At 72.3% G+C, this 26,200-nt stretch carries 33 protein-coding genes; 12 read left to right on the top strand and 21 right to left on the bottom strand.

Annotated elements, in window-relative coordinates; genetic code table 11:
• Nucleotides 1–15 precede the first annotated feature (15 nt).
• Nucleotides 16–456 (top strand): VOC family protein, encoded by a 441-nt coding sequence (locus HCN51_RS24705; RefSeq protein WP_168011943.1) that lies wholly within the window; start codon nucleotides 16–18, stop codon nucleotides 454–456.
• A 609-nt stretch (nucleotides 457–1,065) separates the two neighbouring features.
• Here the strand turns inward: HCN51_RS24705 and HCN51_RS24700 are convergent.
• Nucleotides 1,066–1,332: an ArsR/SmtB family transcription factor gene (locus tag HCN51_RS24700; protein WP_346433775.1), complete on the bottom strand. Its 267-nt coding sequence runs from the start codon at nucleotides 1,330–1,332 to the stop codon at nucleotides 1,066–1,068.
• A 33-nt stretch (nucleotides 1,333–1,365) separates the two neighbouring features.
• Here HCN51_RS24700 and HCN51_RS24695 point away from each other — a divergent pair, with 33 nt between their 5' ends.
• Nucleotides 1,366–2,070, top strand: a complete 705-nt coding sequence (locus tag HCN51_RS24695; protein ID WP_168011939.1) for an SDR family NAD(P)-dependent oxidoreductase — start codon at nucleotides 1,366–1,368, stop codon at nucleotides 2,068–2,070.
• A 70-nt stretch (nucleotides 2,071–2,140) separates the two neighbouring features.
• Complete coding sequence (locus HCN51_RS24690; RefSeq protein WP_168011937.1) at nucleotides 2,141–2,542, top strand: VOC family protein; 402 nt, start codon at nucleotides 2,141–2,143, stop codon at nucleotides 2,540–2,542.
• Nucleotides 2,543–2,551: 9 nt separating this feature from the next.
• Here the strand turns inward: HCN51_RS24690 and HCN51_RS24685 are convergent, their stop codons facing one another.
• The 10 genes from HCN51_RS24685 to HCN51_RS24640 all read right to left on the bottom strand — a co-directional run bounded on the left by HCN51_RS24685 (nucleotide 2,552) and on the right by HCN51_RS24640 (nucleotide 12,656).
• The gene (locus HCN51_RS24685) at nucleotides 2,552–3,766 is read right to left on the bottom strand and encodes an FAD-dependent monooxygenase (protein ID WP_168011935.1); all 1,215 of its coding nucleotides are present in this window, start codon (nucleotides 3,764–3,766) and stop codon (nucleotides 2,552–2,554) included.
• Nucleotides 3,767–3,861: 95 nt separating this feature from the next.
• Entirely contained in the window at nucleotides 3,862–4,188 is a 327-nt protein-coding gene (locus HCN51_RS24680) for an antibiotic biosynthesis monooxygenase family protein (protein ID WP_168011933.1), read from the bottom strand.
• Nucleotides 4,189–4,249: 61 nt separating this feature from the next.
• Complete coding sequence (locus tag HCN51_RS24675; RefSeq protein WP_168011931.1) at nucleotides 4,250–5,860, bottom strand: FAD-dependent oxidoreductase; 1,611 nt, start codon at nucleotides 5,858–5,860, stop codon at nucleotides 4,250–4,252.
• Between the two features lie 13 nt (nucleotides 5,861–5,873).
• A complete protein-coding gene (phzG, locus tag HCN51_RS24670; protein WP_346433771.1) occupies nucleotides 5,874–6,509 on the bottom strand; it encodes a phenazine biosynthesis FMN-dependent oxidase PhzG in 636 nt (211 codons plus the stop codon).
• An 11-nt stretch (nucleotides 6,510–6,520) separates the two neighbouring features.
• Nucleotides 6,521–7,387, bottom strand: coding sequence for a PhzF family phenazine biosynthesis protein (locus HCN51_RS24665; RefSeq protein WP_168011929.1), 867 nt, complete (start codon nucleotides 7,385–7,387; stop codon nucleotides 6,521–6,523).
• Nucleotides 7,384–9,249 (bottom strand): anthranilate synthase family protein, encoded by a 1,866-nt coding sequence (locus HCN51_RS24660; RefSeq protein ID WP_168011927.1) that lies wholly within the window; start codon nucleotides 9,247–9,249, stop codon nucleotides 7,384–7,386. The genes HCN51_RS24665 and HCN51_RS24660 overlap by 4 nt, the downstream gene beginning before the upstream one ends.
• Nucleotides 9,246–9,869: an isochorismatase family protein gene (locus tag HCN51_RS24655; RefSeq protein WP_168011925.1), complete on the bottom strand. Its 624-nt coding sequence runs from the start codon at nucleotides 9,867–9,869 to the stop codon at nucleotides 9,246–9,248. Before HCN51_RS24655 ends, HCN51_RS24660 begins: the two co-directional genes overlap by 4 nt.
• A gap of 14 nt (nucleotides 9,870–9,883) precedes the next feature.
• Nucleotides 9,884–11,056 carry a 3-deoxy-7-phosphoheptulonate synthase gene (locus tag HCN51_RS24650; RefSeq protein WP_168011915.1) on the bottom strand — a complete coding sequence of 391 codons (1,173 nt, stop codon included), beginning with the start codon at nucleotides 11,054–11,056 and terminating at the stop codon, nucleotides 9,884–9,886.
• Between the two features lie 28 nt (nucleotides 11,057–11,084).
• Complete coding sequence (locus tag HCN51_RS24645) at nucleotides 11,085–11,573, bottom strand: PhzA/PhzB family protein (protein ID WP_168011913.1); 489 nt, start codon at nucleotides 11,571–11,573, stop codon at nucleotides 11,085–11,087.
• 48 nt (nucleotides 11,574–11,621) lie between these two features.
• Complete coding sequence (locus HCN51_RS24640; RefSeq protein ID WP_346433770.1) at nucleotides 11,622–12,656, bottom strand: ParB N-terminal domain-containing protein; 1,035 nt, start codon at nucleotides 12,654–12,656, stop codon at nucleotides 11,622–11,624.
• A 427-nt stretch (nucleotides 12,657–13,083) separates the two neighbouring features.
• On the opposite strand from HCN51_RS24640, the gene HCN51_RS24635 reads away from it, so the two are divergent.
• On the top strand, nucleotides 13,084–13,977 hold the full coding sequence (locus tag HCN51_RS24635; protein WP_168011911.1) for a sigma-70 family RNA polymerase sigma factor: 894 nt from the start codon (nucleotides 13,084–13,086) through the stop codon (nucleotides 13,975–13,977).
• A gap of 61 nt (nucleotides 13,978–14,038) precedes the next feature.
• Here the strand turns inward: HCN51_RS24635 and HCN51_RS24630 are convergent, their stop codons facing one another.
• Together HCN51_RS24630 and qcrB are read right to left on the bottom strand one after the other, a co-directional pair.
• Complete coding sequence (locus HCN51_RS24630) at nucleotides 14,039–14,560, bottom strand: sigma factor-like helix-turn-helix DNA-binding protein (RefSeq protein WP_168011909.1); 522 nt, start codon at nucleotides 14,558–14,560, stop codon at nucleotides 14,039–14,041.
• 247 nt (nucleotides 14,561–14,807) lie between these two features.
• The gene (qcrB, locus tag HCN51_RS24625; protein ID WP_168012005.1) at nucleotides 14,808–16,436 is read right to left on the bottom strand and encodes a cytochrome bc1 complex cytochrome b subunit; all 1,629 of its coding nucleotides are present in this window, start codon (nucleotides 16,434–16,436) and stop codon (nucleotides 14,808–14,810) included.
• Between the two features lie 199 nt (nucleotides 16,437–16,635).
• On the opposite strand from qcrB, the gene HCN51_RS24620 reads away from it, so the two are divergent.
• The 3 genes from HCN51_RS24620 (at nucleotide 16,636) to HCN51_RS58190 (ending at nucleotide 18,763) form a co-directional block, all read left to right on the top strand.
• Nucleotides 16,636–17,763 (top strand): inorganic phosphate transporter, encoded by a 1,128-nt coding sequence (locus HCN51_RS24620; RefSeq protein ID WP_168011907.1) that lies wholly within the window; start codon nucleotides 16,636–16,638, stop codon nucleotides 17,761–17,763.
• Nucleotides 17,764–17,778: 15 nt separating this feature from the next.
• A complete protein-coding gene (locus HCN51_RS24615) occupies nucleotides 17,779–18,012 on the top strand; it encodes a hypothetical protein (RefSeq protein ID WP_168011905.1) in 234 nt (77 codons plus the stop codon).
• A gap of 157 nt (nucleotides 18,013–18,169) precedes the next feature.
• Entirely contained in the window at nucleotides 18,170–18,763 is a 594-nt protein-coding gene (locus HCN51_RS58190; protein ID WP_206067689.1) for a GDSL-type esterase/lipase family protein, read from the top strand.
• A 674-nt stretch (nucleotides 18,764–19,437) separates the two neighbouring features.
• On the opposite strand, the gene HCN51_RS24605 is transcribed toward HCN51_RS58190, so the two are convergent.
• Nucleotides 19,438–19,860 (bottom strand): STAS domain-containing protein, encoded by a 423-nt coding sequence (locus HCN51_RS24605; RefSeq protein WP_168011903.1) that lies wholly within the window; start codon nucleotides 19,858–19,860, stop codon nucleotides 19,438–19,440.
• A gap of 184 nt (nucleotides 19,861–20,044) precedes the next feature.
• Nucleotides 20,045–20,350 (bottom strand): helix-turn-helix transcriptional regulator, encoded by a 306-nt coding sequence (locus tag HCN51_RS24600; protein WP_168011901.1) that lies wholly within the window; start codon nucleotides 20,348–20,350, stop codon nucleotides 20,045–20,047.
• A gap of 191 nt (nucleotides 20,351–20,541) precedes the next feature.
• Here HCN51_RS24600 and HCN51_RS24595 point away from each other — a divergent pair, with 191 nt between their 5' ends.
• Complete coding sequence (locus HCN51_RS24595; RefSeq protein WP_168011899.1) at nucleotides 20,542–20,853, top strand: STAS domain-containing protein; 312 nt, start codon at nucleotides 20,542–20,544, stop codon at nucleotides 20,851–20,853.
• On the top strand, nucleotides 20,850–21,218 hold the full coding sequence (locus HCN51_RS24590; protein ID WP_168011897.1) for an STAS domain-containing protein: 369 nt from the start codon (nucleotides 20,850–20,852) through the stop codon (nucleotides 21,216–21,218). The genes HCN51_RS24595 and HCN51_RS24590 overlap by 4 nt, the downstream gene beginning before the upstream one ends.
• Before the next feature lie 8 nt (nucleotides 21,219–21,226).
• Here HCN51_RS24590 and HCN51_RS24585 read toward each other — a convergent pair whose 3' ends face one another.
• Nucleotides 21,227–21,640: a pyridoxamine 5'-phosphate oxidase family protein gene (locus HCN51_RS24585; protein ID WP_168011895.1), complete on the bottom strand. Its 414-nt coding sequence runs from the start codon at nucleotides 21,638–21,640 to the stop codon at nucleotides 21,227–21,229.
• Nucleotides 21,641–22,023: 383 nt separating this feature from the next.
• Nucleotides 22,024–22,461: a hypothetical protein gene (locus HCN51_RS58185; protein WP_206067687.1), complete on the bottom strand. Its 438-nt coding sequence runs from the start codon at nucleotides 22,459–22,461 to the stop codon at nucleotides 22,024–22,026.
• 191 nt (nucleotides 22,462–22,652) lie between these two features.
• Here HCN51_RS58185 and HCN51_RS24575 point away from each other — a divergent pair, with 191 nt between their 5' ends.
• From HCN51_RS24575 to HCN51_RS24565, 3 genes are read left to right on the top strand one after another with little or no spacing between them, the layout of a single operon-like run.
• Nucleotides 22,653–23,012: an MDR/zinc-dependent alcohol dehydrogenase-like family protein gene (locus HCN51_RS24575; RefSeq protein ID WP_168011893.1), complete on the top strand. Its 360-nt coding sequence runs from the start codon at nucleotides 22,653–22,655 to the stop codon at nucleotides 23,010–23,012.
• 4 nt (nucleotides 23,013–23,016) lie between these two features.
• Nucleotides 23,017–23,910 carry an ABC transporter ATP-binding protein gene (locus HCN51_RS24570; protein ID WP_168011891.1) on the top strand — a complete coding sequence of 298 codons (894 nt, stop codon included), beginning with the start codon at nucleotides 23,017–23,019 and terminating at the stop codon, nucleotides 23,908–23,910.
• On the top strand, nucleotides 23,907–24,740 hold the full coding sequence (locus HCN51_RS24565; RefSeq protein WP_168011889.1) for an ABC transporter permease: 834 nt from the start codon (nucleotides 23,907–23,909) through the stop codon (nucleotides 24,738–24,740). Before HCN51_RS24570 ends, HCN51_RS24565 begins: the two co-directional genes overlap by 4 nt.
• A gap of 20 nt (nucleotides 24,741–24,760) precedes the next feature.
• Here the strand turns inward: HCN51_RS24565 and HCN51_RS24560 are convergent, their stop codons facing one another.
• The 4 genes from HCN51_RS24560 to HCN51_RS24550 are packed head-to-tail and all read right to left on the bottom strand — an operon-like array spanning nucleotide 24,761 to nucleotide 26,136.
• Nucleotides 24,761–25,150, bottom strand: coding sequence for an enolase C-terminal domain-like protein (locus HCN51_RS24560; protein ID WP_168011686.1), 390 nt, complete (start codon nucleotides 25,148–25,150; stop codon nucleotides 24,761–24,763).
• Complete coding sequence (locus HCN51_RS63045) at nucleotides 25,147–25,317, bottom strand: hypothetical protein (RefSeq protein WP_428981547.1); 171 nt, start codon at nucleotides 25,315–25,317, stop codon at nucleotides 25,147–25,149. Before HCN51_RS63045 ends, HCN51_RS24560 begins: the two co-directional genes overlap by 4 nt.
• Nucleotides 25,318–25,329: 12 nt before the next feature.
• Nucleotides 25,330–25,470, bottom strand: a complete 141-nt coding sequence (locus HCN51_RS62360) for a hypothetical protein (protein WP_346433769.1) — start codon at nucleotides 25,468–25,470, stop codon at nucleotides 25,330–25,332.
• A 54-nt stretch (nucleotides 25,471–25,524) separates the two neighbouring features.
• On the bottom strand, nucleotides 25,525–26,136 hold the full coding sequence (locus tag HCN51_RS24550; RefSeq protein WP_168011887.1) for a helix-turn-helix domain-containing protein: 612 nt from the start codon (nucleotides 26,134–26,136) through the stop codon (nucleotides 25,525–25,527).
• Between the last annotated feature and the right edge of the window lie 64 nt (nucleotides 26,137–26,200).

Genomic DNA, 26,200 nt, shown 5'->3' with positions numbered 1-26,200 from the left:
CGAAGGAGACTCGGTATGGCGATTCAGCGGATGGACAACGTCCTCATCGTGGTCGACGACCTCGACGCGGTCATCGCGTTCTTCGTGGAGCTCGGCATGGAGCTGGAGGGCAAGGCGGCGGTCGAGGAGGCTTGGGCGGCCCGTGTCGTCGGGCTCGACGAGCAGCGCGTCGACGTGGCGATGCTGCGGACCCCGGACGGCCACGGGCGGATCGAGCTGACGAAGTACCACACGCCGGAGGCGATCGGCGGCGTACCGGCGGACGCGCCGGTGAACACGCTGGGCATGCGCCGCATCATGTTCGCCGTCGACGACATCGACGACGTCGTCACCCGCCTGCGCCGCCACGGCGCCGAGCTCGTCGGCACGGTGGAGCAGTACGAGAACAGCCACAGGCTCTGCTACGTCCGCGGCCCCGAGGGCATCCTCATCGGCCTGGCCCAGCAGCTCGGCTGACGGCCCGTCGCGGCCGAGCCGGGCTGTGTCCAGGCCGAACAGGGTCCCGTCGGCGACGTGACAAGCCCCTCACCGGGGCCAAGGGATCACCGGGCAACCGCACCGGCGGGCGCCCGTGCCGCCGGTCCCACACTGGGAGGATGAGCACCACTCTGGCCAAGGTCATCCAAACCGTGCGGGCCGGTGACCTGTCCCAGTGGGACGCGCGGACGGCCGACGGGCAGTACCTCTGCCTGCGCTACCAGTCCGGCATCGGCACCGTGGACGCCTACGACACCGCCGACTGGCGGACGTGGCCCCACCCGCCGTACGGATCGGTGGCCCAGTTCCGCGAGGCCGACCCGCGCCTCCGCATCTCCTCCACATTGCAGCAGCAGATCGCCGCCGGGGAGCACGAGCCGGGCGTCCTGACCGGCGACCCAGGCCGGATCGCCGCCTGCGCACGCGGCGAGCACCACCGGGACGGCCCCGGCATGATGCTCACCATCGACGCCATCGGCCGCGACGAGTTCCAGGAGATGGCCGACGCCGCACTGCGCCACTGGCCACTCCCCGGAGGTCCCGCCGACGGCGAACGAGAGCGGCCGCCTCCGGTACCACCTGACCGGCCTACTGCGGCGAAGGCCGCTCGGACGTCGCGTCCCGGGTCAATCCGCGGACGAGGTCGGCGGCCTCGGGCGAGGCGAGCCGGTAGCGCACGACCCGCCCGAGCCGGCGGCAGGTCACCAGTCCGGCCGAGCGCAGCACGGCCAGATGGTTCGACATGTTCGGCTGGGTGACGCCGGTGTGGCTGGTCAACTCGCTGACGGACGCCTCCCCCTCTGCGAGCCGCTGCAACACGGTCAGCCGCACCGAGCAGCCGAGGGCGCGCCCGATCAGGGAGAGCCGGTCGTCGGCTCCGCCGCCGCCATGCGCGATGAGGGCTACCAGGTGGTGGCGGGCGCCAGGAACATCGGCGACGAGATCAGGCGGATCACCCCGTTCGCCGTCTCCGTCGACCTCGGCACCCCCGACGGCCCCGGCCGCCTCATCGACACGGCCATGGCCGAGCTCGGCGGCATCGGCCTCCTGGTCAACAACGTCGCCGGCACCACCGGCCCGCACCCGGGCGGTTTCCTGTCCGTCTCCGACGACGACTGGCGGCACGCTCTCGACCTGACCCTGTTCAGCGCCATCCGGGCCAGCCGGGCCGCGCTGCCCAGCATCGTCGAGCGCCGCGGCCACCTCATCAACATCGGCTCAGTCAACGCACGACGCCCGGCGCCGCACCTGGTGGACATCTCCGCCGCCAAAGCCGCGCTGGCCAACCTGGGCAAGGCCCTCGCCGAGGAATTCGGCCCCCGTGGCGTCAGGGTCAACACCATCTCCCCCGGGCTCGTACGTACCGCGGTGTGGACCGAGCCGGGCAGCACGGGTGACGTCCTCGCGAGCCGGGCCGGCATCTCGTGTGAGGAGCTGCTCAGCACCCTGCCCGCCACCTTCGGGATGTCCACCGGGCAGATCACCGAACCAGCCGAGATAGCCGCCCTGGTCGTCTTCCTGGCCTCGGGAAGGGCGCCGAACATCAACGGCTCCGACCTCGTCATCGACGGCGGCCTGCGCAAAGAGCTCTGATGACCCTTGCCCAGGCGGCACCGCGGCGCCCCTGACCGGCCTGCACCCCGCCCTGTGGCATCATCGCCTGATGCTCCAACTCACGGATTTCATCATCGACTGCCCCGACCCGATGAAGCTGGCGGCCTTCTACTCCGAACTGACCGGCCGCGCGATCAAGCCGGACAGCGACGACCAATGGGCCGGGATCCCCTTCGGCAAGATCGAGCTGGCCTTCCAGCGGGTGGACGACTACCGCCCGCCGCTCTGGCCCGACGACGAGCACCCCAAGCAGTTCCATCTCGACTTCGAAGTGGACGACATCGAGGCCGAGGAGCGGCGCGCCGTCGGGCTGGGCGCGACCCTGCGGAAGGACTTCATCGGGCCGGAGGGCTACGGCTGGCGGATCTACACCGATCCGGTCGGGCATCCCTTCTGCCTGTGCCGCAACAAGGGCGTCACGTGGACGGACGAAGGGGTGGTCCGGTCTTAGGAGCCGGCGTCAGGAGGCGCGTTCGACGGTGGAGCGGTAGTCGGCGGTGATGGTGGCCAGTTCGGCGGCCTTGTCGTCGCCGGTGCCGGGCCGGGCGGACACGACGCGTTCGGCGTGGTCCATCTTCCGGTTGGCGAGGATGATCGCGGTGGTGGCGGGGCGGCGGTCGTTCTCGTAGCGTTCCAGCGCGGAGGGCACGTCGCGGCGGGAGAGCTCGGCGGCGAGGGCGGCGGCGTCGAGGATGGCCTGGGAGGCGCCGTTGGCGCCGATCGGGTACATGAGGTGGGCGGCGTCGCCGAGCAGCGTGACGCGGCCCCGGCCCCACCGCTCCAGCGGCGCACGGTCCACCATCGGGTAGCGCAGGATCCGGGTGCTGCGGGAGAAGACGTCGTGGACGTCGAGCGCGCCCAGGTCCCAGCCGGAGACGTGCGGGAGGAGGTCGGCGAGCCGGCCGGGGACGTCCCAGTCCGCGCCGCCGACCGGGCCGGGCGTGCCGGTGGAGGCGAGCAGGACCCAGTTGAGCAGCGCCCGGCCGCGGGCGGCGTGCCGGGCGGAGATGGGGTAGGCGACCAGGCGGGTGGCCCGCTCGTCGTTGGCCAGGATCATCGTGCGGCCGTCGAGGAAGCCGTCCAGCTCGGTCAGGCCGCGCCACATGTCCACCCCGGCCCCGTGCAGCGTCCCCTGCCCGGGGTGCAGGCGGGCGCGGACGGCCGAGTGCAGCCCGTCGGCGCCGACCAGGGCGGCGGCCTCCAGCAGGCCGTCGGCGCCGCGGGCCCGGTCGCGGACGTGCACGCGGACGCCGTCCCTGGTCTGCTCGAAGCCGTGCACCCGCATCCCGGTGCGGACCGCGTGGCGGCCGAGCCGTTCGCGGGCCGCGTCCAGCAGCAGGGTCTGCAGTTCGCCCCGGTGGACGGAGTACTGCGGGCACCGGTGCCCGGCGGCGACGCCGCGCGGCTCCGTCCAGAGGGTGACGCCCGTGTGGTCGAGGTAGTGGTGCGCGCGCGTGGGGATGCCGGTCGCCGCCAGCGCGTCCCCCAGGCCGAGGGCGGTCAGCACGGCGACGGCGGCGGGCTGGATGTTGATCCCGACGCCGAGCGGGCGGATCTCGGGCGCGCTCTCCAGGACGGTGGCGGCGATGCCGCGGGCGTGCAGGGCCAGGGCGGTGGTCAGCCCGCCGATCCCGGCTCCTGCGATCACGATGTCGGCGGTGGTGTCGTTGCTCATGGCGGCTGACGTGCTCCCCTGCGGGTCTCGGGTCGGGCGGTGGCCGCCCCGCCGGCGCGCGGCCGGCGGGGCGGGGCCGGGCCTCGGGTTCCGGCTCAGGCGTGGTAGGTGGCGACCACCCGGTACGGGCTCGGCGTCGCCTTGGCGATCTCGGCGGTGCGCTTGGCGAACGCCTGCGCCTCGGGGTCGCTCATCGTCGCCTTGATGTCGTCGGGGCTGCGCCACTGGGCGTAGTTGACGACGCGGGTCCCGTCGGGGCTGGCGAGCAGGTTCACCGAGACGAAGCCGGGCCGGCCCCGCATGACCTTCTCCGTGCCCTCCTTCAGGATCTCGATGAGCTCCTGCTGCTTGCCGGGCTCGACCTCGAAGATGTTGATGAACGTCGCCACCGTGTCATCTGCGCGGATCACGGTCTCACTCATGGTGGTGTTCCTTTCTCTTCCGGTGGAATCTCTTGATGCGATAAGTGGGGCCCCTCATTCGTTATGACGACCGGGCCCCGTGGAAGGTGACGCCGGGGTATCCGGCCTCGGCCACCTCCCTCAACCTGGCCCGATACGCGCCCAGGCCGCCGAAGTAGAACATGACGCTGTTCTTCTTGCCGGGGATGTTGGCGCCGAAGATCCAGGAGTCGACCTTCGGGAAGAGCGTGTGGCCGGCGCTGATCTGGCAGGCGAGCGTCCACTCGTCCTCGGCCTGCCGGGTGGCCTCGGCGGCGGCGGCGCCGCGCTCCTCGGCCGCCTCGATCAGCTCGGCGATCCAGTCGACCTGGGTCTCGATGCCGGGCGGCAGGTTGCTGAAGGCGCTGTTGGGGCCGAGCACCATGAACAGGTTGGGGAAGCCCTCGGTGGCCACGCCGAGGTAGCTGGTGGGGCCGTCCTTCCAGTGGGTGCGGATGTCGCGGCCGCCGCGGCCGCGGATGTCCATCGTGCGGTAGCTGCCGTCCACCGCGTCGAACCCGGTGGCCAGCACCAGCACGTCGAGGTCGTGCTCGGTGCCGTCCTCGGTGACGACGCCCCTGGCGGTCATCTCCCTGATCGGGGTCTCCTTGAGGCTGACCAGGGTGACGTTGGGGCGGTTGAAGGTCTCGTAGTAGCCGGAGTTGCAGATCGGGCGCTTGGCGTACGGGTCGGTGGGGGTGAGCCGGCGCGCGGTCTCCGGGTCACGGACGATCTCCTTGATCTTGCCCCTGATGAAGTCCGCGGCGGCCTCGTTCGCGGCCGGGTCGGTCGCGATGTCGCCGAACGTGCCGAACATGAAGCGGAAGCCGTTGCCCTGCTCCCACGCCTCCTGGAAGACGCGCCGGCGCTCCTCCTCCGTCACGCTCATCGCGGGCACGTCGCTCTCCTCGAAGCCGCAGGCCACCCGCGAGGCGCGCACCTGCTCCCAGATGCGGTCGTAACCCTCCCGGTAGGCGGCCCGCTCCTCCTCCGTCAGCGGGCGGTTGCCGGAGGGCACGCAGTACTGCGGCGAGCGCTGGAAGACGGTCAGGTGCTCGGCCAGGCCGGCGGCCGTGCAGACGAACTGGGTGCCGGTCGAGCCGGTGCCGATGACGCCGACGCGCTTGCCGGTGATGTCGAGGTCGGCGGGCCAGGCACCGGTGTGCACGATCCGGCCGGCGAACAGGTCGCGGCCGGGGTAGTCGGGGATGTTCCTGGACGACAGCGGGCCGAGCGCGGTGACCAGGTAGCGGGTGGTGCAGCGGTTGCCGTCGTCGAGGGTGACGTCCCAGAAGTGGCCGGACTCGTCGTAGACGGCGGACTCGACGCCCGTGTTCAGCTGGATGTCCTTGCCCAGGTCGTGGCGTTCGACCACGGCCTCCAGGTACGCCAGGATCTGGGCCTGCGGGATGTAGCGGGTCCGCCAGACGTCGTTGTCGATCAGCCACCGGTCGAAGGAGTACCGGTAGACGAAGCCTTCGACATCCGACATCGCCCCCGGGTACCGGTTCCAGTACCAGGTGCCGCCGACCCCGCCGGCCCGCTCGAACGCCCTGACCTTCAGCCCCAGCTCGTTGCGCAGCCGATGCAACGCGTAGATCCCGGCGAATCCGGCGCCGATCACGACCGCGTCGAAATCCGTCTTGATAGTCACCTGTGAACTCCTCTCATGGTTGCAGCCTGCGGGCCTGCCAGCCCGCGGGCGTCTTGTCGTAGCGGAGCCTGCGGTGCAGCCTGGTCGCCGCGGCGGCCCAGAACTCCACGGCGGCCGGCTCCAGCCGGTAACCGGCGAACCGGGCCGGGCGCGGCAGCGGCCCGTCGCTCGCGGCCAGCCGGTCCGCCTCGGCCTGCAGCGCGGCGGCGTCCTCCAGCGGCTCGCTCTGGCGGGAGGCCGCCGACATGGGGTGCAGCTGGGGCGGGCGGGCGGCCCACAGCCGCTCGGCCTCGTCGTCGGGCACCTGGACGATCGGGCCCGACAGGATGATCTGCCGGCCGCTCTCGCGCCAGTACAGCACCCCGGAGCCCCAGCCGGTCTCGGCGATCTCGCGGCCCTTGCGGCTGCTGCTGTGGCTGGTGAAGAGCGCGCCCCGGTCGGTGACGTCGATGACGGCGACCATCCGGGTGGAGGCGCGGCCCCGGGCGTCGGCGGTGGCCAGCGCCAGGGCCAGCGGCTCGCGCACCCCCTCCGCCTTCGCCTCCTCGACCCAGCGCCGCAGGAGGTCCATCGGCTCGGCCGGCGGCCGGTCGTACTCGGGGAACGCCTCGTCCACCAGGCCCGTCAGGCTTTCGAACCTGCTGCTCACGCGTGCCTCCTTCAGACGTGGATGACGCCGCGGGCGACGGTGACGCCCGCGCCGCCGACCCGTACGGACGTGATCTGCCGGCTGTCGCCGCTCGCGCAGGCCCGCATCAGCGACGGGCGGCCCATCTCGACGCCCTGGTGGATGTCGATCCACCGGCCGAAGGGGGCGCGGCCGTGCCGGGCCACGTGGATGGCGAGCGGGCCCGCGGCCGAGCCCGTCGCGGCGTCCTCGCTGACGCCGTACGCGGGCGAGAACATGCGGCTGCGCCAGCTCGTGCCGGACCCGGCGAAGCAGTTGACCGCCATGTCGGGGAAGCCGGCCAGGGCCCGCTGGTCGGGGTCGACGCGCGAGAGCGCGGCGATGTCCCGCAGCCCGACGAAGACGTGCCGCGGCCCGTTGGTGTAGATCTCGACGGGCAGCTCCGAGCGCGGGACGCCGAGCGCCTCCAGGAGCTCCCCGGTCCGGTCGAACGGCTCCCACACCGGGACGGGCTGCTCCATCCGGGCGGCGACCGCCCGCCCGCCGCCGCGCTCCAGCTCGAACGGGATGACGCCCATCGCCGTCTCCAGCAACAGCCGCTCCCCCGGCAGCCGCTCGCCGAGCGCGATGGCCGTGCCCAGCAGGGGGTGGCCGGCGAACGGCAGCTCGTTGACGGGGGTGAAGATGCGCACGCGCGCGTCGCCGCCGCGCTCGGGCCGCAGCACGAACGTGACCTCCGACAGGTTCATCTCCTTGCCGATGCTCTGCATGCGGGCGGCCGGCAGGTCGTCGGCGCCGAAGAAGACGGCCACCGGGTTGCCGCTCAGCGGCGTGTCGGTGAAGGCGTCCACGACGACGTACTCGTGCTGTGCCGCCCGTACCGCCTGGTCCGCCGTCATGGCCGCAGCACCCTCTCGATCAGCGTGCCGAGGACGCGCGGCCCGTTCTGGGTCAGCACGGACTCGGCGTGGAACTGCAGCGTGGAGAAGTGCGGCCCGAGCAGCGCGTGCACCTCGCCGGTCCCGGGATCGCGGCAGATCTCGACCCGCCCGACGCCGGGGACGTCGATGGCGTCCGCGGCGCAGTGGGCGGCGAAGGTGTTGTAGAAGCCGACCCGCTCCCGCACGCCGAACAGCTCGATCTCCTTCTGCACCCCCTGGTTGGGCGTGGGGCGGCGGCGCAGCTCCAGGCCGAGCCGGTCGCAGACCACCTGGTGGCTCAGGCAGACCGCCAGGAAGGGGCGGCCCGAGGCCAGCAGCCCGGCGGCGGCCGCCCGCAGGTAGGCGATCTTGGGGTGGCCGGCGTCCCGGGGGTCTCCTGGGCCGGGGCCCAGCACAACGAGGTCGTGGCCGTCGAGGTCGGGCCGCTGGTCGTGGCGGCGTACCGTCACCCGCATGTCCAGCGCGCGCAGCTGGTGGTCGAGCATCGAGGTGAACGTGTCCTCGGCGTCGATCACCAGCGCCGAGCGGCCGGCGAGCCCGGCGGGGACGGCGGCCGGCTCGGTGCGGCCGTGCAGCCAGAAGCCCGCGACGGAGGTGTTGCGGCGGCTCAGCGCGTCGCGCACGCGCGGGTGCCCGCCCAGCCCGGCGTTCCTCGGCTGCAGCGCCGCGAGCAGCGCGGCGGCCTTGGCCCGCGTCTCGGCCACCTCGGAGGCCGGGTCGGAGTGGCGGACGAGGGTGGCGCCGACGCCGATGCGCACCCCGCCGACGGCGTCGATGTCGGCGGTGCGGATGAGGATGGAGGAGTCCAGCGTCCGGCCGCCGGAGTCGTCGCGGCCGATGAGCGCGGCGACCCCGCTGTAGTAGCCGCGGCCGTGCGGCTCGTGGCGGGCGATCACCCGGCAGGCGTTCTCCAGCGGGCTGCCGGTGACCGTCGGGGCGAACATGGTCTCGCGCAGGATGTCGCGGATGTCCCAGGCGCTGTCGCCCTCGATGTAGTACTCGGTGTGCGCCAGCCGCGCCATCTCCTTCAGCCGTGGCCCCAGCACGCGCACGCCCGGCCGGCAGATCCTGGACATCATCTTCAGCTCCTCGTCCAGGACCATGTACAGCTCCTCGGACTCCTTGCGGTCGGCGAGGAAGTCCAGCACCTCGGGCAGGTTCGGCCCGGAGGGCGGATAGCGGTAGGTGCCGCTGATCGGGTTCATGGTCGCCACCCCGCCGCGCAGCGTCAGGTGCCGCTCCGGGGTCGCGCCCACGAGCGTGCGCCCGGGGGTGTGGATGACGAACGTCCAGTACGCCCCCGACTCGACCTCCAGCAGCCGGGCGAACAGTGCCACGGCGTGGTGCGGCGCGTACCCGTCGATGGCGGTCACGAAGTCGCGCCTGATCACGAAGTTGGCGCCTTCGCCCTCGCCGATGGCCTCCTTGATCACCCTGCGGACGATCTCGGCGTAGTCGTCGTCGCCGACGTCGAACCGGCCGCCCGTCAGGGTGATGTCCGGGGTGGGGATGCGGGCCAGCGCCTCCGGTACGGTGACCGTCTGCTGCGCCCGTACGGCCATCGCGATCAGCGGCGTGCCGTCGTCGGCGCAGACGAAGCCGCGCTCGGCGATCTGCCGGTAGGGGATGACCACGAGCACCTCGTGGCGGGGGCCGCCGTCTCGCGCGAGGTCCGGCAGCGGGATCCCGGCCAGCCGGGAGGGGTGGGTGACGGTGCCGGTCAGGACGTCGATCGTGCCCGGCCCGGCGGCCTCGGGGCGGTGCAGCAGCGCGAACGACGGCGGGTTCGGCCCCAGCACGGTGCCGAGCAGGTCGCTCATGTGAACACCTCCTTGGCCGTGACCACCGCGGCGCAGCGCTCGGCGGCGTACTCCAGGGCCATCCGGTGATAGTCGGCGTTGAAGTCGGCGACGGCGTCGCCCACCAGGAAGGTCTCCAGGTCGTTGGTGAACGCGTCCACGGCCGTCATCAGCACGCCCACGTGGGCGTACACGCCGCAGACGATGAGCTGGTCGCGGCCCAGGCGGCGCATCCGCTCCAGCAGGCCGGAGCGGAAGAACGCGCTGTAGCGCCACTTGGTGAACATCCAGTCGCCGGGCTCGGGGGCCAGCTCGTCGACCACGAGCCGGTCGGCGGGCGTGCTGCGCATGCCGGGGCCCCAGAAGTCCTTGAGCAGGCCGCGCTCCTCCTCGGTCATGCTGCCGGGCTGCGCGGTGTAGCCCACGGGGACGCCGAGCGCGGCGGCGCGCGAGCGCAGGAGGGCGATGCCGCGCACCAGCTCGTCGCGGGTGGGCGAGGGGAAGGGGTTGACGAAGTAGCGCTGCATGTCGTGGACGAGCAGGACCGCGCGGGCGGGGTCCGGGATCCACGGGACGGGGCCGCGGGGCAGGTCGCCCGCGGTGGGCAGCGGATAGGGCTCGATCGCGGGAATGCCGGGCATGGGCTCTCCTTCTCTCAGTCGCCCCAGGCGGAGATCACCGAGACCGCCTGCCAGAGCGTCAGCCGGGGGTCGCACAGGGTGGTGTAGCGCTCGCCCAGCTCGTCGAAGTCGTTCTCGTCGGCGACGCACTCGACCACGTCGTCGGGGGTGGTCTCCAGGTGCAGGCCGCCCGCCACGCCGCCGGCCGCCTCGACCGCGGCCACGAACCCGCCGACCTCCCGCATCAGCTCGGGCACCAGGCGGGTCTTGCGCCCGCCGGGGGTGGTGACGGTGTTGGCGTGCATGGGGTCGCACAGCCAGATGGCCGGGTGGCCGGCGTCCCGGACGGCCTCCACCAGCGGCGGCAGCGCGCGGGTCACGGTGCCCGCGCCCATCCGGGCGATGAGGGTGAGGCGGCCCGGTTCGCGGTCCGGGTCGAGCCGCTCGCACAGGGCCAGCAGCTCCTCGGGGGTCGTCTTCGGGCCGACCTTGCAGCCGACCGGGTTGACCACCTCGGCGAGCAGGGCGACGTGCGGGCCGTCGGGCTGGCGGGTGCGCTCGCCGATCCAGGGCCAGTGCGTGGAGCCCAGGACCAGCGCCCCGGACGGGTCGCGACGCAGCATGGGGACCTCGTAGTCGAGCAGCAGCGCCTCGTGGCTGGTCCAGGTGGGCGGGTCGTTGGCGGGGCGGCGGGAGGAGCCGCGCCAGCCCAGGTGCTCCATGATGTCGCTGGCGGCCATGTAGCCGGTCAGGATGCGCAAGGGGTCGGGCTGCCGGCTCTCGGGGCTCGGTTCCGGGCCGTTGACCAGGTGCCCGCGGAACACGGGGAGCTCCAGGTCGCCGACCTTCTCCACGGGGCTGGAGCGCGGCTTGGCGAACTGCCCGCCGATGCGCCCCGCGCGCAGCACGGGCTTGCGTCCGACCATCTTCAGGGCCCCGGCCAGCACGTCCAGGGCGGCGGTCTTGCGGCTGACGTGCTCCTGCGTGCACTCCTCGGGGTCCTCGGCGCAGTCCCCCGCCTGGATGACCAGGGACTGGCCCGCCGCGACCGCGGCGAGCAGCGTGCGCAGGACGTGCACGTCGCTGGGCCGTACGAGTGGCGGGCGGGCGGCCAGCACCTCTCGTACGCGCTGCACCTGCGACAGGTCTTCCCAGGCCGGCTGCTGCAGCGCGGCGCTGAGCCGGATGTCGGGCATCGCGTGGTCCACGGCTCTCCCTCGGTTGTCTGCGGGATTCCTAGGTCGGAATCCCCTCGCGTTTGATCTCGGGGACGGGGATGCCGAGCGCGCGCAGCTGCTCGTTGGGGTTCATGAACTCCCGCTGCCGGCGGATCAGGCCGTCCTCCAGCTGGAAGGAGTGCAGGAAGTGGTTGCGGTAGTGGCCCTCGGGGTAGCCGGGGAAGCGGATGGCGCCCTCCCCGTCGCACTCGACCCAGAAGAAGCCGGGGTCGCCGGTCTCGAAGATCTGGACGTTGTACCAGACCCAGTCGGGGAAGCAGCGCAGCGACCAGACCGCGTGCTCGGCGAGGCGGTCGCGGCCCCGGATGACGATCGGCTGGCCGGTGTCGTTGGTCCACAGGCCGCCGGTGCCGTCCTCGGTGAACAGCAGATGGCGGCGCAGCCGTTCCTCGCCCCGAGTGTTCATGTACTTTTCGACGGTCGCCCGGTTCTTCTTCCTCAGGGCTATGTCGGCGCTGTTTCCCGGATAGTGGCCGTTTTCGGGCATGGCGAATTCTCCGCATTTCTGAAAGGCGAATGAATAAGGAAGTCCCGGCTAGGAGATGTGCTGCGGAACGCGGTCCGCGAGCCGCTTCCAGTCGTCACAGAATTTCAGCAGGACCGATCGCACGAGCGGCACGGAATGGGCCGGGACGGCCTCGGAGATGTGCTCCCAGCGCAGGGTGACGGCCTCGGCGGCGAGCAACATCCGCAGGAGCGTGCGGCCGGACTCGGTGGCCCGCAATGACGGGTCGCGGGTGAGCTTGCGCACCAGCGACAAGGTCTCGGACATGGCCTTGGCGACCTCTTTCCCCGAGGCTGCCCCTTTCCCCGAAGTGGCGCCTTTCCCCGGGGCCGCGCCGTCGGCGGACGGGCGGCGGTACTGGCCGCGCAGGCGGTCGGGCACGGGGTCCTGGCCGCGGTCGAGGCGGTCGCGCACGTCGCGCACGGTGCCCACCGACAGGCCGGTCTTGCGCGACAGCTCGCGCAGGGAGATCTGGGAGTCGCCCGCCAGCAGGACGGCCGCGCTGCGGCGCCCCTCGACGCTGCTGGCGGGCCGGAGTCTGCCGTCCCGGCCCAGCCGGGTGGCCAGGCAGGACGCGCCGGCCTCGCGGCGTACCTTGCCCACGGTTTTGGAGCTGAGCCCGACCCGCTCGGCGATCGCGCGGTCGGACCAGTCGGGGTGCGAGGCGATGATGCGCCGGGCGGCGGCCCTGCGCTCCTCGAGGGTCAGCGGCAGGCCGTGCCGCACGTTGAGCTGGACGGCCAGCACGAACGCGTCGGCCTCGCTGCCGTCGAAGAAGCGCACGGCGATGTGCGACCAGCCGCACATGGTGGCCGCGCGCAGCCGGTGCATGCCGTCGATGACGCGCATCGTGGGGCGGTGCACCAGGAGCGGCTCGGCGCCGCCGCCGGTCTCGGCCAGCCGGCGCACGTGCGCCGGGTCCTCGTGCCGCTCCCGGGGGGAGAAGGACGGCAGCAGGTCGCCGATGGGGACGACTTCCTCCGGTAATTGGCGCAGCAGATCCTCTCCCGGTGGCAGGGGAATCGCTTCATTTCGAACTGCTTCGGCTGTGGTGTGAAGGGTCACGGCTGGACCTTCCTAATGAAAGGAAACGGGACGGGAGCGCATTCTTCACGTCTGGCACGGCCATTCGTCAGCTTAAGGATCGACCCTCGGTATAGCCAGTGCTCCGATGTCTGCCCTGTTGACCGGGATTGGACAGTGCGGCGGAAAGCCGACGACTCCGTGAATGGATCGCGCCCGCACGAGCACGCGGGTTCCCGGATACGGGGGTCGCGTCGCGACGGGGGCACAGTGGCGGGAGGATGGAAGGATGAGAGGCATGTCGCACACTGCCCGCCGCCCTCCGGCAGCACGGTCCGCTGTCGTTCCACCGCCGCTGGTCAGATGACGCACCACCATCAGCACGACACCCCGTCCCCTGTCAAAACCACGCATATCGTGCGAGCGCTTTCCACCTGATACGACGCCCCGTCTCCAGGAAAGGTGACCGATGGACACTCAGGCCGAACTGGCCGCCCACTTCGATCACTCCCGCAAGCGGTTGCGCAACATCGCGTACCGGATGCTCGGCTCGGCCGACGAGGCCGACGACGCGACGCAGGAGGCGTGGCTGAGGGCCTCCTCGGCCTACACCTCCGCGGTCGGCAACGTGCAGGCCTGGCTCACGACGATCGTCGCCCGCATCTGCCTGGACATGCTGCGCTCGCGTCAGCGCCGCAGGGAGGACTACACCGACCTCGGCGAGCTCGACCAGCTCGCCCCGCCCAGCGACGTGGCCGACCCGGAGGACGAAGCGGTGCTCGCCGACTCGGTCGGGCTGGCGCTGCTCGTCGTCCTCGACACGCTCACGCCCGCCGAGCGGGTCGCGTTCGTGCTGCACGACCTGTTCGCCGTGCCGTTCGGCGAGATCGCCGGCATCGTCGAGCGCACCCCGTCGGCGGCCAAGAAGCTCGCCAGCCGGGCGCGGCAGCGCGTGCACGGCAACACCGGCGTGCCGCCGGCCGACTTCGCCCGCCGGCGCAAGGTGGTGGAGGCGTTCCTGGCCGCCTCCCGCGCCGGAGACCTGGAGGCCCTCATGGCCGTCCTGGCGCCCGACGTGGTGCGCAGGGGCGACCGGGTCGCGCTCCCGGCGCAGGAGGAGCTGGAGGTGCGCGGCGCGCGCCGCATCGCGGAGGAGACGCTCACCAACAGCGGCCGGGCCCACTTCGCCGAGCCCATCCTCGTCGGCGGGGAGCTCGGCATCGTGGTGGCGCCGCGCGGGCGGCTGCGCCTCGTGCTGCTGCTCGGCATCGACGACGACCGGATCACCTCGGTGGAGGTCATCGGCGAGCCGGACCGCCTGCGCGAGCTCGACCTCGCCCTGCCCGGCCACCCCGACTCCTGACCGGCCGGGCGCGTCCAGCGGGGTGTGCAACCATGCGCTTCCACAGTTGCACACCCCGCGGCTACCGCGGCGGCCGCACCTGGCCGCGGATCCTGAACCTGGCCTCGCCGTCGAGCCGGCGGACCTTCTCCTCCGGCTTGCGGGTCACCGCGGCGATGTCGGCGTAGGAGAACCCGAAGCCGTGGCGCAGCAGGAACACCAGCCGCTCGTCGGCGCGCAGCGCCCACATGGCGGTGCTGAGCGCCGCCGACACCGACTCGGCCAGGCTCAGCCCCGGCTCGTCCCGCAGCGGCTCGGGCAGCCACGGCCCGATGTGCTCCTCGCCGGCCTGCCGCGCGGCGCGCAGGCGGGCCAGCGCCAGCCTGGTGGCCAGGCGGGTCAGCTCGCTCTCCGGCCGCCCGGCGGGCTCGCCCACCGGGGCCAGCCAGCGGTCCCGGGTCTCGCTGACCACCTCCTCCGCCGCCTCGGCATCGCCGAGCATGCTGAGGACCACCGCCCGCAGCAGCGGCTCGTGCTGCTCGAACGCCCGCGCCGGCGCATCGCCTTCGTCGTCCGGCGGGCCTGGGGGATGCTCGGTCGCCATGGTCTGATGATCCGTTCTGTACGGGGCGGAGCGCCAGTACGACGGCGATGTCATGCTTGCCGGTGTTCCTCCTCCGGGGAAGGGTCCGGGCCGATAATGCCGGCATGCCGACGGCCGGCGGGGCGCGCTGCCGTCGCGCCCGCGCCGGACGTGAGAGCGGAACCACGGTGGAACCGCTGCGGGGCCGTTACGGGGCCGGACCGTTGCGGGACCGGACCCGTCCTCGCCCTCCGGCCCCGCAACGGCGTCAGTGGGGCGGGAGCACGCCCTGCTTCTTGGGCACGTGGCCGTTGCCCAGCGTCCCCGGCGCGTGGCCGTTGGCCAGCGGGACCTTCTCCCCGCCGTACGCCCTGGACATGCGGCCGCGCAGCCCGCCGAGCGGGCCCCGCAGGCGCTCGGGCAGCACGCCCGAGCCGTTCGCGCCCGCCGGGAGCATCGGCACCGGCTCCTTGCCGCGCAGGTGCGCCTCGCTCTCCTCGGACAGCGGCGCGTGCACCTCGACGAACTCGCCGTGCGGCAGCCGCTTGATCACGCCCGTCTCCACGCCGTGCGCGACGAGCGCCGCGTCGGACCGCTGCAGCCCCAGGCAGATGCGATAGGTGAGCACGTACGCCAGGACCGGCGCCGCGATGACGAGCACCCGGCCCGCGTAGGTGGTGGCGTTCAGGCTGATGTGGAACGTCGTGGACAGCTCGTCGTTCGCGCCGAACAACCACAGCACGCCGTAGAACGCGACGGCCGACATGCCGATCGCGGTGCGGTGCGGGTTGTTGCGCGGCCGGTCGGCGATGTGGTGCTCGCGGTGGTCGCCGGTGATCCAGCGCTCGGCGAACGGGTAGGCCGCCATCCCCACGACGATGATGCCCAGCGGCACCAGCGCCGGGATGATGACGCTCAGCGGCAGCGTGAAGCCCAGGACGTTGATCTCCCACGGCGGCATGATGCGCAGCGCGCCCTCGAGGAAGGCCAGGTAGAAGTCCGGCTGCGAGCCCGCCGACACGTCGGCCGGCGTGTAGGGGCCGTACAGCCAGATGGGGTTGATCTGCGCGAACGTCGCGAGCCCGGCCACCGTGCCCAGCGTGAACAGGAAGTACGCGCCCGACTTGGCCATGAACGCCGGGTAGAACGGCGCGCCCACCACGTTCCGGTTCGTGCGGCCCTTGCCCGGCATCTGCGTGTGCTTCTGCACCCACATCAGCACCAGGTGCGCCGTGACCAGCGCCAGGATGATGCCCGGGATGAGCAGGATGTGGATGGAGTAGAACCGCGAGATGACCTCATCGCCCGGATACTCCCCGCCGAACAGGAAGAACCGGATGTACGTCCCCACCAGCGGCAGCGAGATCACCACCCCCTCGGTCACCCGCAACCCCGCCCCGGACAGCAGGTCGTCGGGCAGCGAGTAGCCGGTCAGCCCCTCGAACAGGGCCAGCGTCAGCAGCGCCACGCCGATCAGCCAGTTGATCTCGCGCGGCTTGCGGTACGCGCCGGTGAAGAACACGCGCAGCGCGTGCACCATCATCCCGGCCACGAACAGCAGCGCCGCCCAATGGTGCATCTGCCGGATGAGCAGGCCGCCGCGCACGTCGAAGCTGATCTCCAGCGACGACGCGTACGCCTCGGACATCATGACGCCCTTGAGCGGCGCGTACGAGCCGTCGTAGACGACCTCCGTCATGCTGGGCTTGAACCAGAGCGTCAGGAACGTCCCGGTCAGCAGCAGGATGACGAACGAGTAGAGCGCGATCTCACCCAGCAGGAACGACCAGTGGTCGGGGAAGATCTTGCGCAGGTTCCGCTTGAGGAAGCCGGCTGCGCCCAGGCGATCGTCGAGAAAGCCCGACGGCCGGGCGACGGCCTTCGGAACGGTCCTCATCGCGCTGTCGCTCACGCCTTACCTCCCTTCTCGCGTACCAAGTGCCTCCTTCTAGGTAGACGACGGGGGCGCGGGAGAGGTGACGCGTCGAGCCGCGCCCGCTGCGACTTCGTCGCGTGCTGCCCGCCGAGGGTTCATCGCCGGTTCACCGTGCGCGCCTAACCTCACGGGCACGGCGGAACGGATGGGACATCCAGTCATGGAGCATGTGACGTTCCTGGTCGTCGTGGTGATCATCACGGCGCTGGCCTTCGACTTCACCAACGGATTCCACGACACGGCCAACGCGATGGCCACCTCCATCGCGACGGGCGCGCTGCGTCCCAGGACCGCGGTGGCGATCTCGGCCGTGCTGAACCTGGCCGGAGCCTTCCTGTCGGTGGAGGTGGCCAAGACGATCTCGGGCGGGATCGTGGACGACCGGCTGGTGACGCCGCCCATGGTGTTCGCCGGGCTGATCGGCGCGATCTTGTGGAACCTGCTCACCTGGCTGCTGGGGCTGCCGTCCAGCTCCTCGCACGCGCTGTTCGGCGGGCTGATCGGCGCGGTGTGGGTGGGCGCCGGCGTGCAGGGCGTGCACTTCGGCACGGTGCTGGAGAAGGTGCTCGTCCCGGCGCTGGCCTCACCGCTGATCGCCGGGTTCGTCGCGATGACCGCGACGTACCTGGCCTACACCATCACGGCCAGGGCCCGGCACGAGCCGGTGACGGCGACGTTCCGCTTCGGGCAGATCGTCTCGGCCTCGCTGGTGTCGCTGGCGCACGGCACCAACGACGCGCAGAAGACCATGGGCGTGATCACCTTGACGCTGATCTCGACGGGCACGCTGGCCTCCGGCTCCGCGCCGCCGTTCTGGGTGATCGGGGCCGCTGGGCTGGCCATCGCCCTGGGCACCTACCTGGGCGGCTGGCGGATCATCCGCACGATGGGCAAGGGCATCACCGAGATCGAGCCCCCTCAGGGCTTCGCCGCGGAGGCGAGCGCGACCACCGTCATCCTGGCCTCCTCGCACCTGGGCTTCGCGCTGTCGACCACGCAGGTCGTCTCCGGCGCGATCCTGGGCACCGGGCTGGGCCGGCGGCTGGCGCGGGTGCGCTGGGGAGTGGCGGGCCGGATGGCGCTGGCCTGGCTGCTGACCCTGCCCGCGGCCGCCGCCGTCGGAGGCGTCGCGGCGGCCGTGGCCACCACCGGCACGCTCGGCGTCACCGTCGCGGCCCTGGTCGCGGTCGCCGCCGCGGCCGGCCTGTACGCCGCCGGCCGCCGCGACCCGGTGCACGCCGGCAACGTCAACGAGCTGCCGGGCACCCCGCAGCCGGCCGCCGCCTGACCTGAGGAGGACGTCATGGATGTCAAGTGGGGCGCGCTGGGTCAGGTCTTCGTGGTCAGCCTGGCGGTCAGCGTCGCGGTGGTGGTCGTCTTCTCCCTCGGCGTGAGGGCTCTCTCCGCCCGCCGGTCCGTACGGGAACACCGCGGCGACGGCGGCTCCGGCGCCGTCGCCGCGGCCACGCTCTGCTTCACCGCCTGCGCGGCGGTGGTGCTCTACGGCCTGTACCTGATCGTGCCCCAGTTCCACTGACCACGCCCTCGTGGTCGCGCTCGATCTCGGGCAGGCCGCCCGCACCCTGACGGTCTGTGGCGTTCCCAGCGCGTGAGCCCGATCTGTCGAGCACTCTTATGCTCCCCGTCACGCCTTGTTACCCCGCTGTGCCGAATGGACGGCAATCCCTCCAGACGTGCGCATCGTCAGGATCGCCAACTTCGTCACTCCCGTCTCCGGTGGGCTGCGGACCGCGCTCGACGAGCTCGGTGCCGGCTACCTCGCCGCCGGTCACGAACCCGTTCTGATCGTGCCCGGGCCCGCTGCCCGCGACGAGCAGACCCGCACCGGACGCCGCATCACCCTGCCCGGCCCCGCAGTCCCCGGGATGGGCGGCTACCGCGTCCTCATCGCCAGGCGGCGGCTGCTCCACCTGCCCGGCCGCCGCCTGGCCGGCCCGCTCAACCGGGCCACCGCCGAGCGGTTCGACACGGTGATCTTCGCCCTGACCAACCTCGCCGTCTGCGGCGCCTGCTCCGCGGACCTGGCCCGCGAGCAGCTTCCCCGCGCGCTGACCCTGCGGCCCTCCGTGACCACGATCCTGATCGGCGTGAACGACACGCTGCGCGGCCGGTTCGCCCCCACGGCGATCGCCCGTGACCTGGAGCAGGCGATCGCCGGGCTCACCGGTGCCGGCAGCATCGTGGCGACCGCCACCCTGCCCGATCCCGGCCTGCTGCCGCGTGTTCCGGACGCGTTCCGCCGCCCGCCGGCCCGCCGCGTCCCCTGATCAACGGCATCGTGACCGGCCTGGCCGAACGGCACCGCACCGTGCACCTCGACCTCGCCCGGCACCCGGCGCTGTACGACCCGCGCATGTGGAGCATGGACCGCCTGCACCCCAGCGAGCGCGGCCACCGCCTGCTCGCCCGGCTCGCCGCCGAACGACTGCGCCTGCGCGGGCTCCCCGTACGGCTGCCCGGCCTCGAACCGGGCGCGCCCGAACCTCCCGCTTGGCGAAGCGCCCTGCGCGTGACCAGCGGATCTCCGATCAGGCCCGGCCTCGACGACCACCGCCACCCGGGCACCGTCGGCACAGCGCCGCACCCTGGTTGCAGTCGCGCGCCGAACGGCGCGGTGCGGGGTCACGTCCACGGTCGTCATCGCATGACACTCGACGCCTCATCTTCCCGTCCGCCACATCGGGCGGACAGCACCATGTCCGTGCGTGCTGCTGCTCTCCTCATGCTCGGTGCCAGCCTCCTCGCGGGCCGCAGCGGCGCCGGAACGGACCAGGCAAGCCATGTACAACAGCCCAGGGCACGGACATCGGCGGCCACAGGCGGGCGAGGCGTGACCTGTATTCCGCCGGCAACCTCACGCGGCGCGCACGCCCACGGATCTCACCGGGCGCTCCCTGAGCGATGTTGTAGCAACCGGCCCGCGCGGCTCAGGAGCGTCGCCTCAGGAGGGGTCGGTCGCACCTCGCGGGCCACGGAGGGCGCCGCCGTCGACGGCGCCGCTCGGTGTGGTCGCCGAGGCGGTGGCGATGGCGGCCAGGGCCAGTTGAGTGCTGGCGTGCAGGCGGAACCGTTCGTGCAGGCGGGTGAGCTGCAGCAGGCGGGCGGGCGCCCGCTGCACGGCGGCCAGATGCACCGCGCCGCCGTGCTGCTCGGCCGCGGTGTAGGCCTCCAGCAGCACGCGCAGCCCCATGCTGTCCATGAACGGGACCTCGGCCAGGTCGAGGACCAGGTGGGCGGCGGGCGTCTGGTGCGTCTCGGCGATGAACCGGTGCAGGGCGGGAGCGCTGGCCAGATCGATCTCCCCGGCCACCGTGATCACGGTCGCGTCGGCGTGGTGGCTGGTGTGCATGCGTAGTGCGGGCAAGCGGAACCCCTTTGAAGCGGAGCCTTGGCGGCATCGGCGGACACGTTCCCTCCCCTGCCAAGCCTAGAGACTGGAAAGCCCTCTTACCGGATACCGGCAATCCCGGTCTGGGGTCCCTGCTCATCGCGGCACCGGATGCGAGAGACCGTGCGGCGGGCTGAGGGAGTTCCCGTGCGCGGTTGCCCTACGCCTGGCCGGGCGGGTCCGGCTGGCGGAAGATGTCGATCAGCAGGCGGATGGGGACCCCGGCCTCGGTCGGGTAGCGGAAGTGCTCGTCCAGGTTGAGGCCGTAGTGGTTGCGCCGGCCGACCCGTTCGCGGGTCAGGTATCCGTCGCGGTGCAGGTCGGCGAGAATCTTCTGGACGCCGCGTTCGGTGATGCCGATACGCGCGGCCAGATCGCGCACCCGCACCTCGGGGTCGCGGGCGACCTCGATCAGCACCCGGGCATGGTGGGTGAGGAAGGTCCACGAGGGTGAAGATCTTCCCATGTGCTCACAACGGATCCGTCTTCTTCGCCGAAGTGTACGGAACGGATACACCTCGCTACCCCGAGACCATACGACGAACTGGCTTTCCTGCACCAGGGTTCGGCCATAAGCTCGACGGCGACGGCACGAGGCCGCCGCATCACTTCTGCCTACCTGACAAGACGGTGATGATCGCGATCGCTCCGCCTCCCATGCCTCCGCGCTCTGGCGACCCGGAGGCCGCCATCGGCCGGACGCGGCCGCCCGGCCGGCCCCCGGTGCTCGACCTGGGCGGGCTCACCGACATGGACGGCACCGGCCCGCACGTCCTGCTCCGCGTGCACGGCGACCTCCGCCGCCAAGGCGGCTCGCTGCATCTGGCCGCCGTCCGCGATCTGCCCGCCCGCCTGCCGCGGACCACCGAAGTGTGGGATGCCCTCGACACCCACCCCAGCGCGCAGGCCGCGATCACGGCCCTGCTGCGCCCCGCCGCACCGTCGCCGCACCCGCGGAGGCTGTCATGAAACTGACCCACCGTTACCAGTCCGGCGCATGCGTGCTCACGATCGACGGCGAGGTGGACGTCACCACCTCCCAGGAGCTGGAAACCTACCTCGACCTGGTACGCCGCAGCCTGGACGACCACCTCATCGTCGACGCCGGCCGCCTGTCCTTCCTGGACAGCTCCGGCCTGACCGTGCTGCTGGCCGCCGCGATCCTCGCCCAGGCGCGCGGCGCCGCCGTCCACCTCGTCGGGCTGCAACCCCGGGTGGCCCGGATCCTGGAGATCACCGGCGCCATGGTCGCCATCCGCACCCACGAGGACGTCGAGCAGGCGCTGACCGCGGTAGGCAGCATGAGCGGCACCGGAGTCGCCGAACCGGTCTGAAGCCTTGGTCAGGAGGAGAAGCGGTTCACCCGCTCCGGGTGGACGACGATGCGCACCACGCCCCCGGCCCGCCACTCGTCGAGGAACTTCTGGCTGTTCGGGTCGCTCATGTCCCAGTAGCGGGCGGCCAGACGGGCCGCGAGCTCGGCGCCGCCCTCCTCATGGAGGGTGACCGAACCCTCGACCGACACCCAGTGCTCGGGCTCGCCGGGCGGAGCCGCGACGACGACGGAAGCGCGGGGCTGCTCCCGGAGGCGGTCGAGCTTCGGCGCGCCCCGGACGGAGAACAGCTGCAGGTCGCCGTCGCCGGTCACCTCGAACCACACCGGGCGCGGCGCGGGCCAGCGATCGCCGCGCGGCGCGACGGTGAGGAAGGCGTAGAGCGGCCGGGCGAGCAGGTCGAGGTCCTCATCGCGGAACATGGGATCACCTTATGCCGACGGCCTCGGAGACGAGCGCGGAGCCCCGCCACCGGTGCGCGCGCGGGGTTCAGAGCTGCCATCCGCACACGACCAGGTATCCGTGGACGGCGGGACTGTGGGCCGTCACGCGCTCTGGCGGGCGGGGGCGCGGCCGGCCATGAGGACGCCCAGCGGGACGAGCGCGATCAGGGCCAGCACGGACAGCGCCGGGAAGCTGCCGGCGGCGAGCAGCGGGCCGGACGCGAACGCCGCCGCCGCGCCGCACAGGTTCGACAGCGCGTCGGCGCCGCCCTGGAACGAGGCGCGGGTCCCGGCCGGGACGACGGCGTTGAACAGCGCGGACCCGGCGACGTTGACGAAGGAGCAGCCGATGCCCGGCAGGATCAGCGAGATGGATCGCGGTCACCGCCACCCGGGCCCGCCGGTTGGTGCGCAGCTCGGCGAGCACCTGCCGGATGCGGCCCGGCCGCGTGCCGGGTGCCGGCGGCGCGGGCCGCCCGAGGGTCGTTCGGGCCGGGCACGGAGCCGAGCGTGCCCAGCGGCAGGCCGAGCAGCGCCGCGCCGAGCGTGCTCGCGGTGCGGGCCAGGCCCGCCCAGGCTTCGTTGTCGGTGATCGCGCCGGCCAGCAGGATCCCGATCGATGGGGCGCCCCCGACCCCCACGGTGCCGACGATCTGCGCGACGACCAGCACGGTCATCGTGCGCCGCTGGACGAGGTGGTCGGACTCGGGCACGGTGTTCCTTTCCCCGCGCGACGGGTGCTCGGCGAACGCGTCGCGCCGGCCCCGTGCCGCACCGGCGACCAGGTGCACTGCCGGCAACGCCGCGTCCTCGACCTGTCCTACCCGGAAGGCTGGGCCGACACGGTGACCGTTCCCGTGGGCGCGCTCGCCGAGTCCCCGACGAGCTGGACGACGCGGACGCGGCGCCGATGGGCTGCGCCGGCGTCACCACCTTCACCGCGATCCGCGCAGCCGGCCTGCGTCCGCACGGCCGGCTCACCCTGATCGGCGTGGACGGCGGCACCATCCGCCTGCCGGTCGCGCGCCTGGTGATGAACGCGCAGACGGTCACCGGCCACCTCACCGGCATCCCCGCCGACATCGGGGACACCATGCGCTTCGCCACCGCCCACGACGTGCGGCCCCGCCTCGAACGCCTGCCGCTCGATCAGGCCGGCCTCGCGGTACGCCGGCTGCGCGACGGGCAGGCCCGCTACCGGCTCGTGCTGGAGCCCCGATCCACGCTTAAGCAACCGGAGTTGACTACCTCCGAATTAGTCAACTACGGTTGCTCGCATGTCAGGAGAAGCCGCATCCGTAGCCTCAAGGTCCACAGGCGATCAGGACCTTCCGATCACCGGGAGGGGTGACGTCATGACGACAAGCAAGGGCCTCGTGCTCGACGTCGAGGGGCTGCGCATGCGGTACGGCGCGCACGACGTCCTGCACGACGTCACCTTCCAGGCCCGGCACGGCGAGGTGGTGGCGCTGCTGGGGCCGAACGGCGCGGGCAAGACCACCACGATCGAGATCCTGGAGGGCTTCCGCGTCCGCTCCCAGGGCCGGGTCTCGGTGCTCGGCACCGATCCCGCGCACGGCGACGAGCGGTGGCGGGCCAGGCTCGGGATCGTCCTGCAGTCGTGGCGCGACCACGGCAAGTGGCGGGTACGCGAGTTCCTCGCCCACCTCGGCACCTACTACGCCCCCTACGCCACCCCCGGGACCCCGCGCCCCTGGGACGCCGACGAGCTGATCGAGCGGGTCGGCCTGAGCGGGCACGCCGGCAAGAAGCTCAAGACACTGTCGGGCGGCCAGCGGCGCCGGCTGGACGTGGCGATCGGCCTGGTGGGCCGCCCCGAGCTGCTGTTCCTCGACGAGCCGACCACCGGCTTCGACCCGCAGGCCAGGTCCGGCTTCCACGAGCTCGTCCGCGACCTGGCCGCCGCCCGCCGGACCACCGTGCTGCTCACCACCCACGACCTGGACGAGGCCGAGAAGCTGGCCGACCGCATCCTGGTGCTGAACGGCGGCCGGATCGTCGCCGACGGCACCGCCGCCGAGCTGGCGCGGCGCATCGCCGGCGAGGACGAGGTGCGCTGGACGTACGACGGGCGCCGATACGTCAAAAGGACGCCCGACTCGACCGCGTTCGCCCGCGAGCTGTTCGCCCGCCACGGCGACGGTGTGCAGGAGCTGGAGGTGCACCGGGCTTCGCTGGAGCAGACGTACCTGGCGCTGGTGCGCGAGGCCGAGGGGGCGGCCCGGTGAAGGCGACGGTGCTGCGCGCGGGCTGGTCCCGGGGCGTGATCGAGCTGCGGCAGTCGTTCACCAACGGCGCCGAGCTGGTCTCCCACGTGCTGTGGCCCGCCCTGATGGTGGCCACGCTGTTCTTCGTCCGGGACCTGCCGGTCGGCGGCCTGCTGCTGGGCACCCTGGCCCTGCCGGGCATCCTCGGCATGAACGCCGCGACCGGCCTGATCAGCATGAGCCAGCAGCTCACCGCCGACCGCGAGGACGGCACCCTGCTGCGCGCGAAGGCGACGCCGCACGGGATGCCCGCCTACCTCATCGGCAAGGTGATCTCGGTGTCCGGCGGCCTGCTGGCCGACCTGATGATCTTCCTCGTGCCGGCCGCGCTCCTGGTCGAGGGCCTGCGGATCGGCCCGGGCTCCTGGCCCGGCCTGGCCTGGGTGCTGGCGCTCGGCCTGGTCGCGACCCTGCCGTTGGGCGCGGTGCTGGGGTCGGTGTTCACCACCGCCCGCGCCCAGGGGCTGGTCCAGCTGCCGTTCCTGGCGCTGGTCGGGATCTCCGGCATCTTCTACCCGATCACCTCGCTGCCGGAGTGGCTGCAGGGGATCGCCCAGCTCTTCCCCCTCTACTGGATGGGGCTCGGCATGCGCTCGGCCCTGCTGCCGGACGCGGCGGCCGCCGTCGAGATCGGCGCGTCGTGGCGGCACCTGGAGACCGCCGGGGTGCTGGCCGCCTGGGCGGTGCTCGGCCTGCTCCTGGCACCGGTCGTGCTGCGGCGGATGGCCCGCGGTGAGTCCGGCTCGACGGTGGCGGCCCGCCGCGAACGCGCCCTGCGGCGGGTCGGGTGAGGGGAGCTCACCGGTCGAGCTCACCAGTCGTGGACGGTGCCGTCCTGCAGCCGGTTGACCGGCAGGTACGCCGCCGCGTACGGATGCGCCGCCGCCAGCTCCTCGTCGAGCTCGACGCCCAGCCCTGGGGCCTCGCCCGGGTGCAGGTGGCCGTCGGTGAAGGTGAAGGCGTGCGGGAAGACCCGGTGGGTGAGGTCGGTGTACCCGGCGTACTCCTGGATGCCGAAGTTGTGCACGGCCAGGTCCAGGTGGATCGCGGAGGCCATGCCGACGGGCGAGATGTCCTCCGGCCCGTGGAGGGCGCTCTTGATCTGGTACTGCGCGGCGAAGTCGAACAGCCCGCGCAGCGGCGTCACGCCGCCGACGTGGGTGACGGCGGAGCGCACATAGTCGATGAGCTGCCGCGTCACCAGCGTCTAGCCGTAGACGGTGTTGAACACCTCGCCGATGGCCAGCGGGGTGGTCGTGTGCTCCCTGACGAACGACCCCCGCCCCGAGGGGCCACCTCGATGAGGCGCTGCGCCTCCCGCCGGCGCAGGACCTCGCGCACGACGTTCCTGCTGGCGCCGAACTGCACGGCCAGCTCACGCTAGGAGGGGAGCTTGACGCCGGGCTTGATGTCGCCGGAGCGGATGTCGTGCTCGAGCTGGCGGGCGATGTGCTCAGTCAGCAGGCCCCGGTAGGACCGCGACAGCTCCTGGCCCATCGGCGCTGGCGGTTCGGTGGGCATGCGTCGAGGAGACAGGAGCACCGGCTTTGTCCAGGCCCGCGCGTCGGCGGCCGGTCAGACTCTGCGTGAGATGACCATGATGTATTCGCAGGGCGCGTTGGTCCGGTTGGCGAAGCCGTGGTCCGCGTCGGCCTGGAAGAACAGGGAGTCGCCCGCGTCCAGGGTCTCGGTGATCCCGCCGAGCGCGACCGTGAGGGTGCCCTGGAGCACCACGAGTTGTTTCTCCGTGCCCGGCGGGTACGCGGGCAGCAGCCCGGTGGAGACCTGCGCGGGGAGGTAGTGGACGATCATCTCGGCCCCTCCCGCGCCCGGGGCCGCCGACACCATGTGCCGCTCGAAGCCGGTCTCCGGGTCGCGGAAGACGGGGCGGTCGTTCTTGCGCATGACGATGGCCACGCCGGACGCGGCGCCGGCCGGCGCGCCGATCAGGTCCGAGAGCGACGCGTCGAGCGCGTGGGCGATTCTCGACGCGACGCCGATCGTCGGGCTCTTCTCGCCGCGCTCGACCTTGGACAGCATCGCCCGGCTGACCGACGACCGGATGGACAGCTGCTCCAGCGTCAGGCCCGCCTCCTCGCGGCGCCGCCGCACGTTCACGCCGAACGCGCCGGCCAGGTCGTCACCCTCTTGTGTTCCGGTCGCGTTCGCGTCTTGCTCGACCACCATGCTCCTCGATCGACGGGTACCTCGCCGGCCATAGTGTACGGTTTCTCCTAAAGTAGAAATTGCT

The organism is Nonomuraea composti (assembly GCF_012034275.1).
Lineage (GTDB): Bacteria > Actinomycetota > Actinomycetes > Streptosporangiales > Streptosporangiaceae > Nonomuraea > Nonomuraea composti.
Note: the sequence above shows the minus strand (reverse complement) of the source record. Positions and strands in the feature narration are given on the sequence as shown.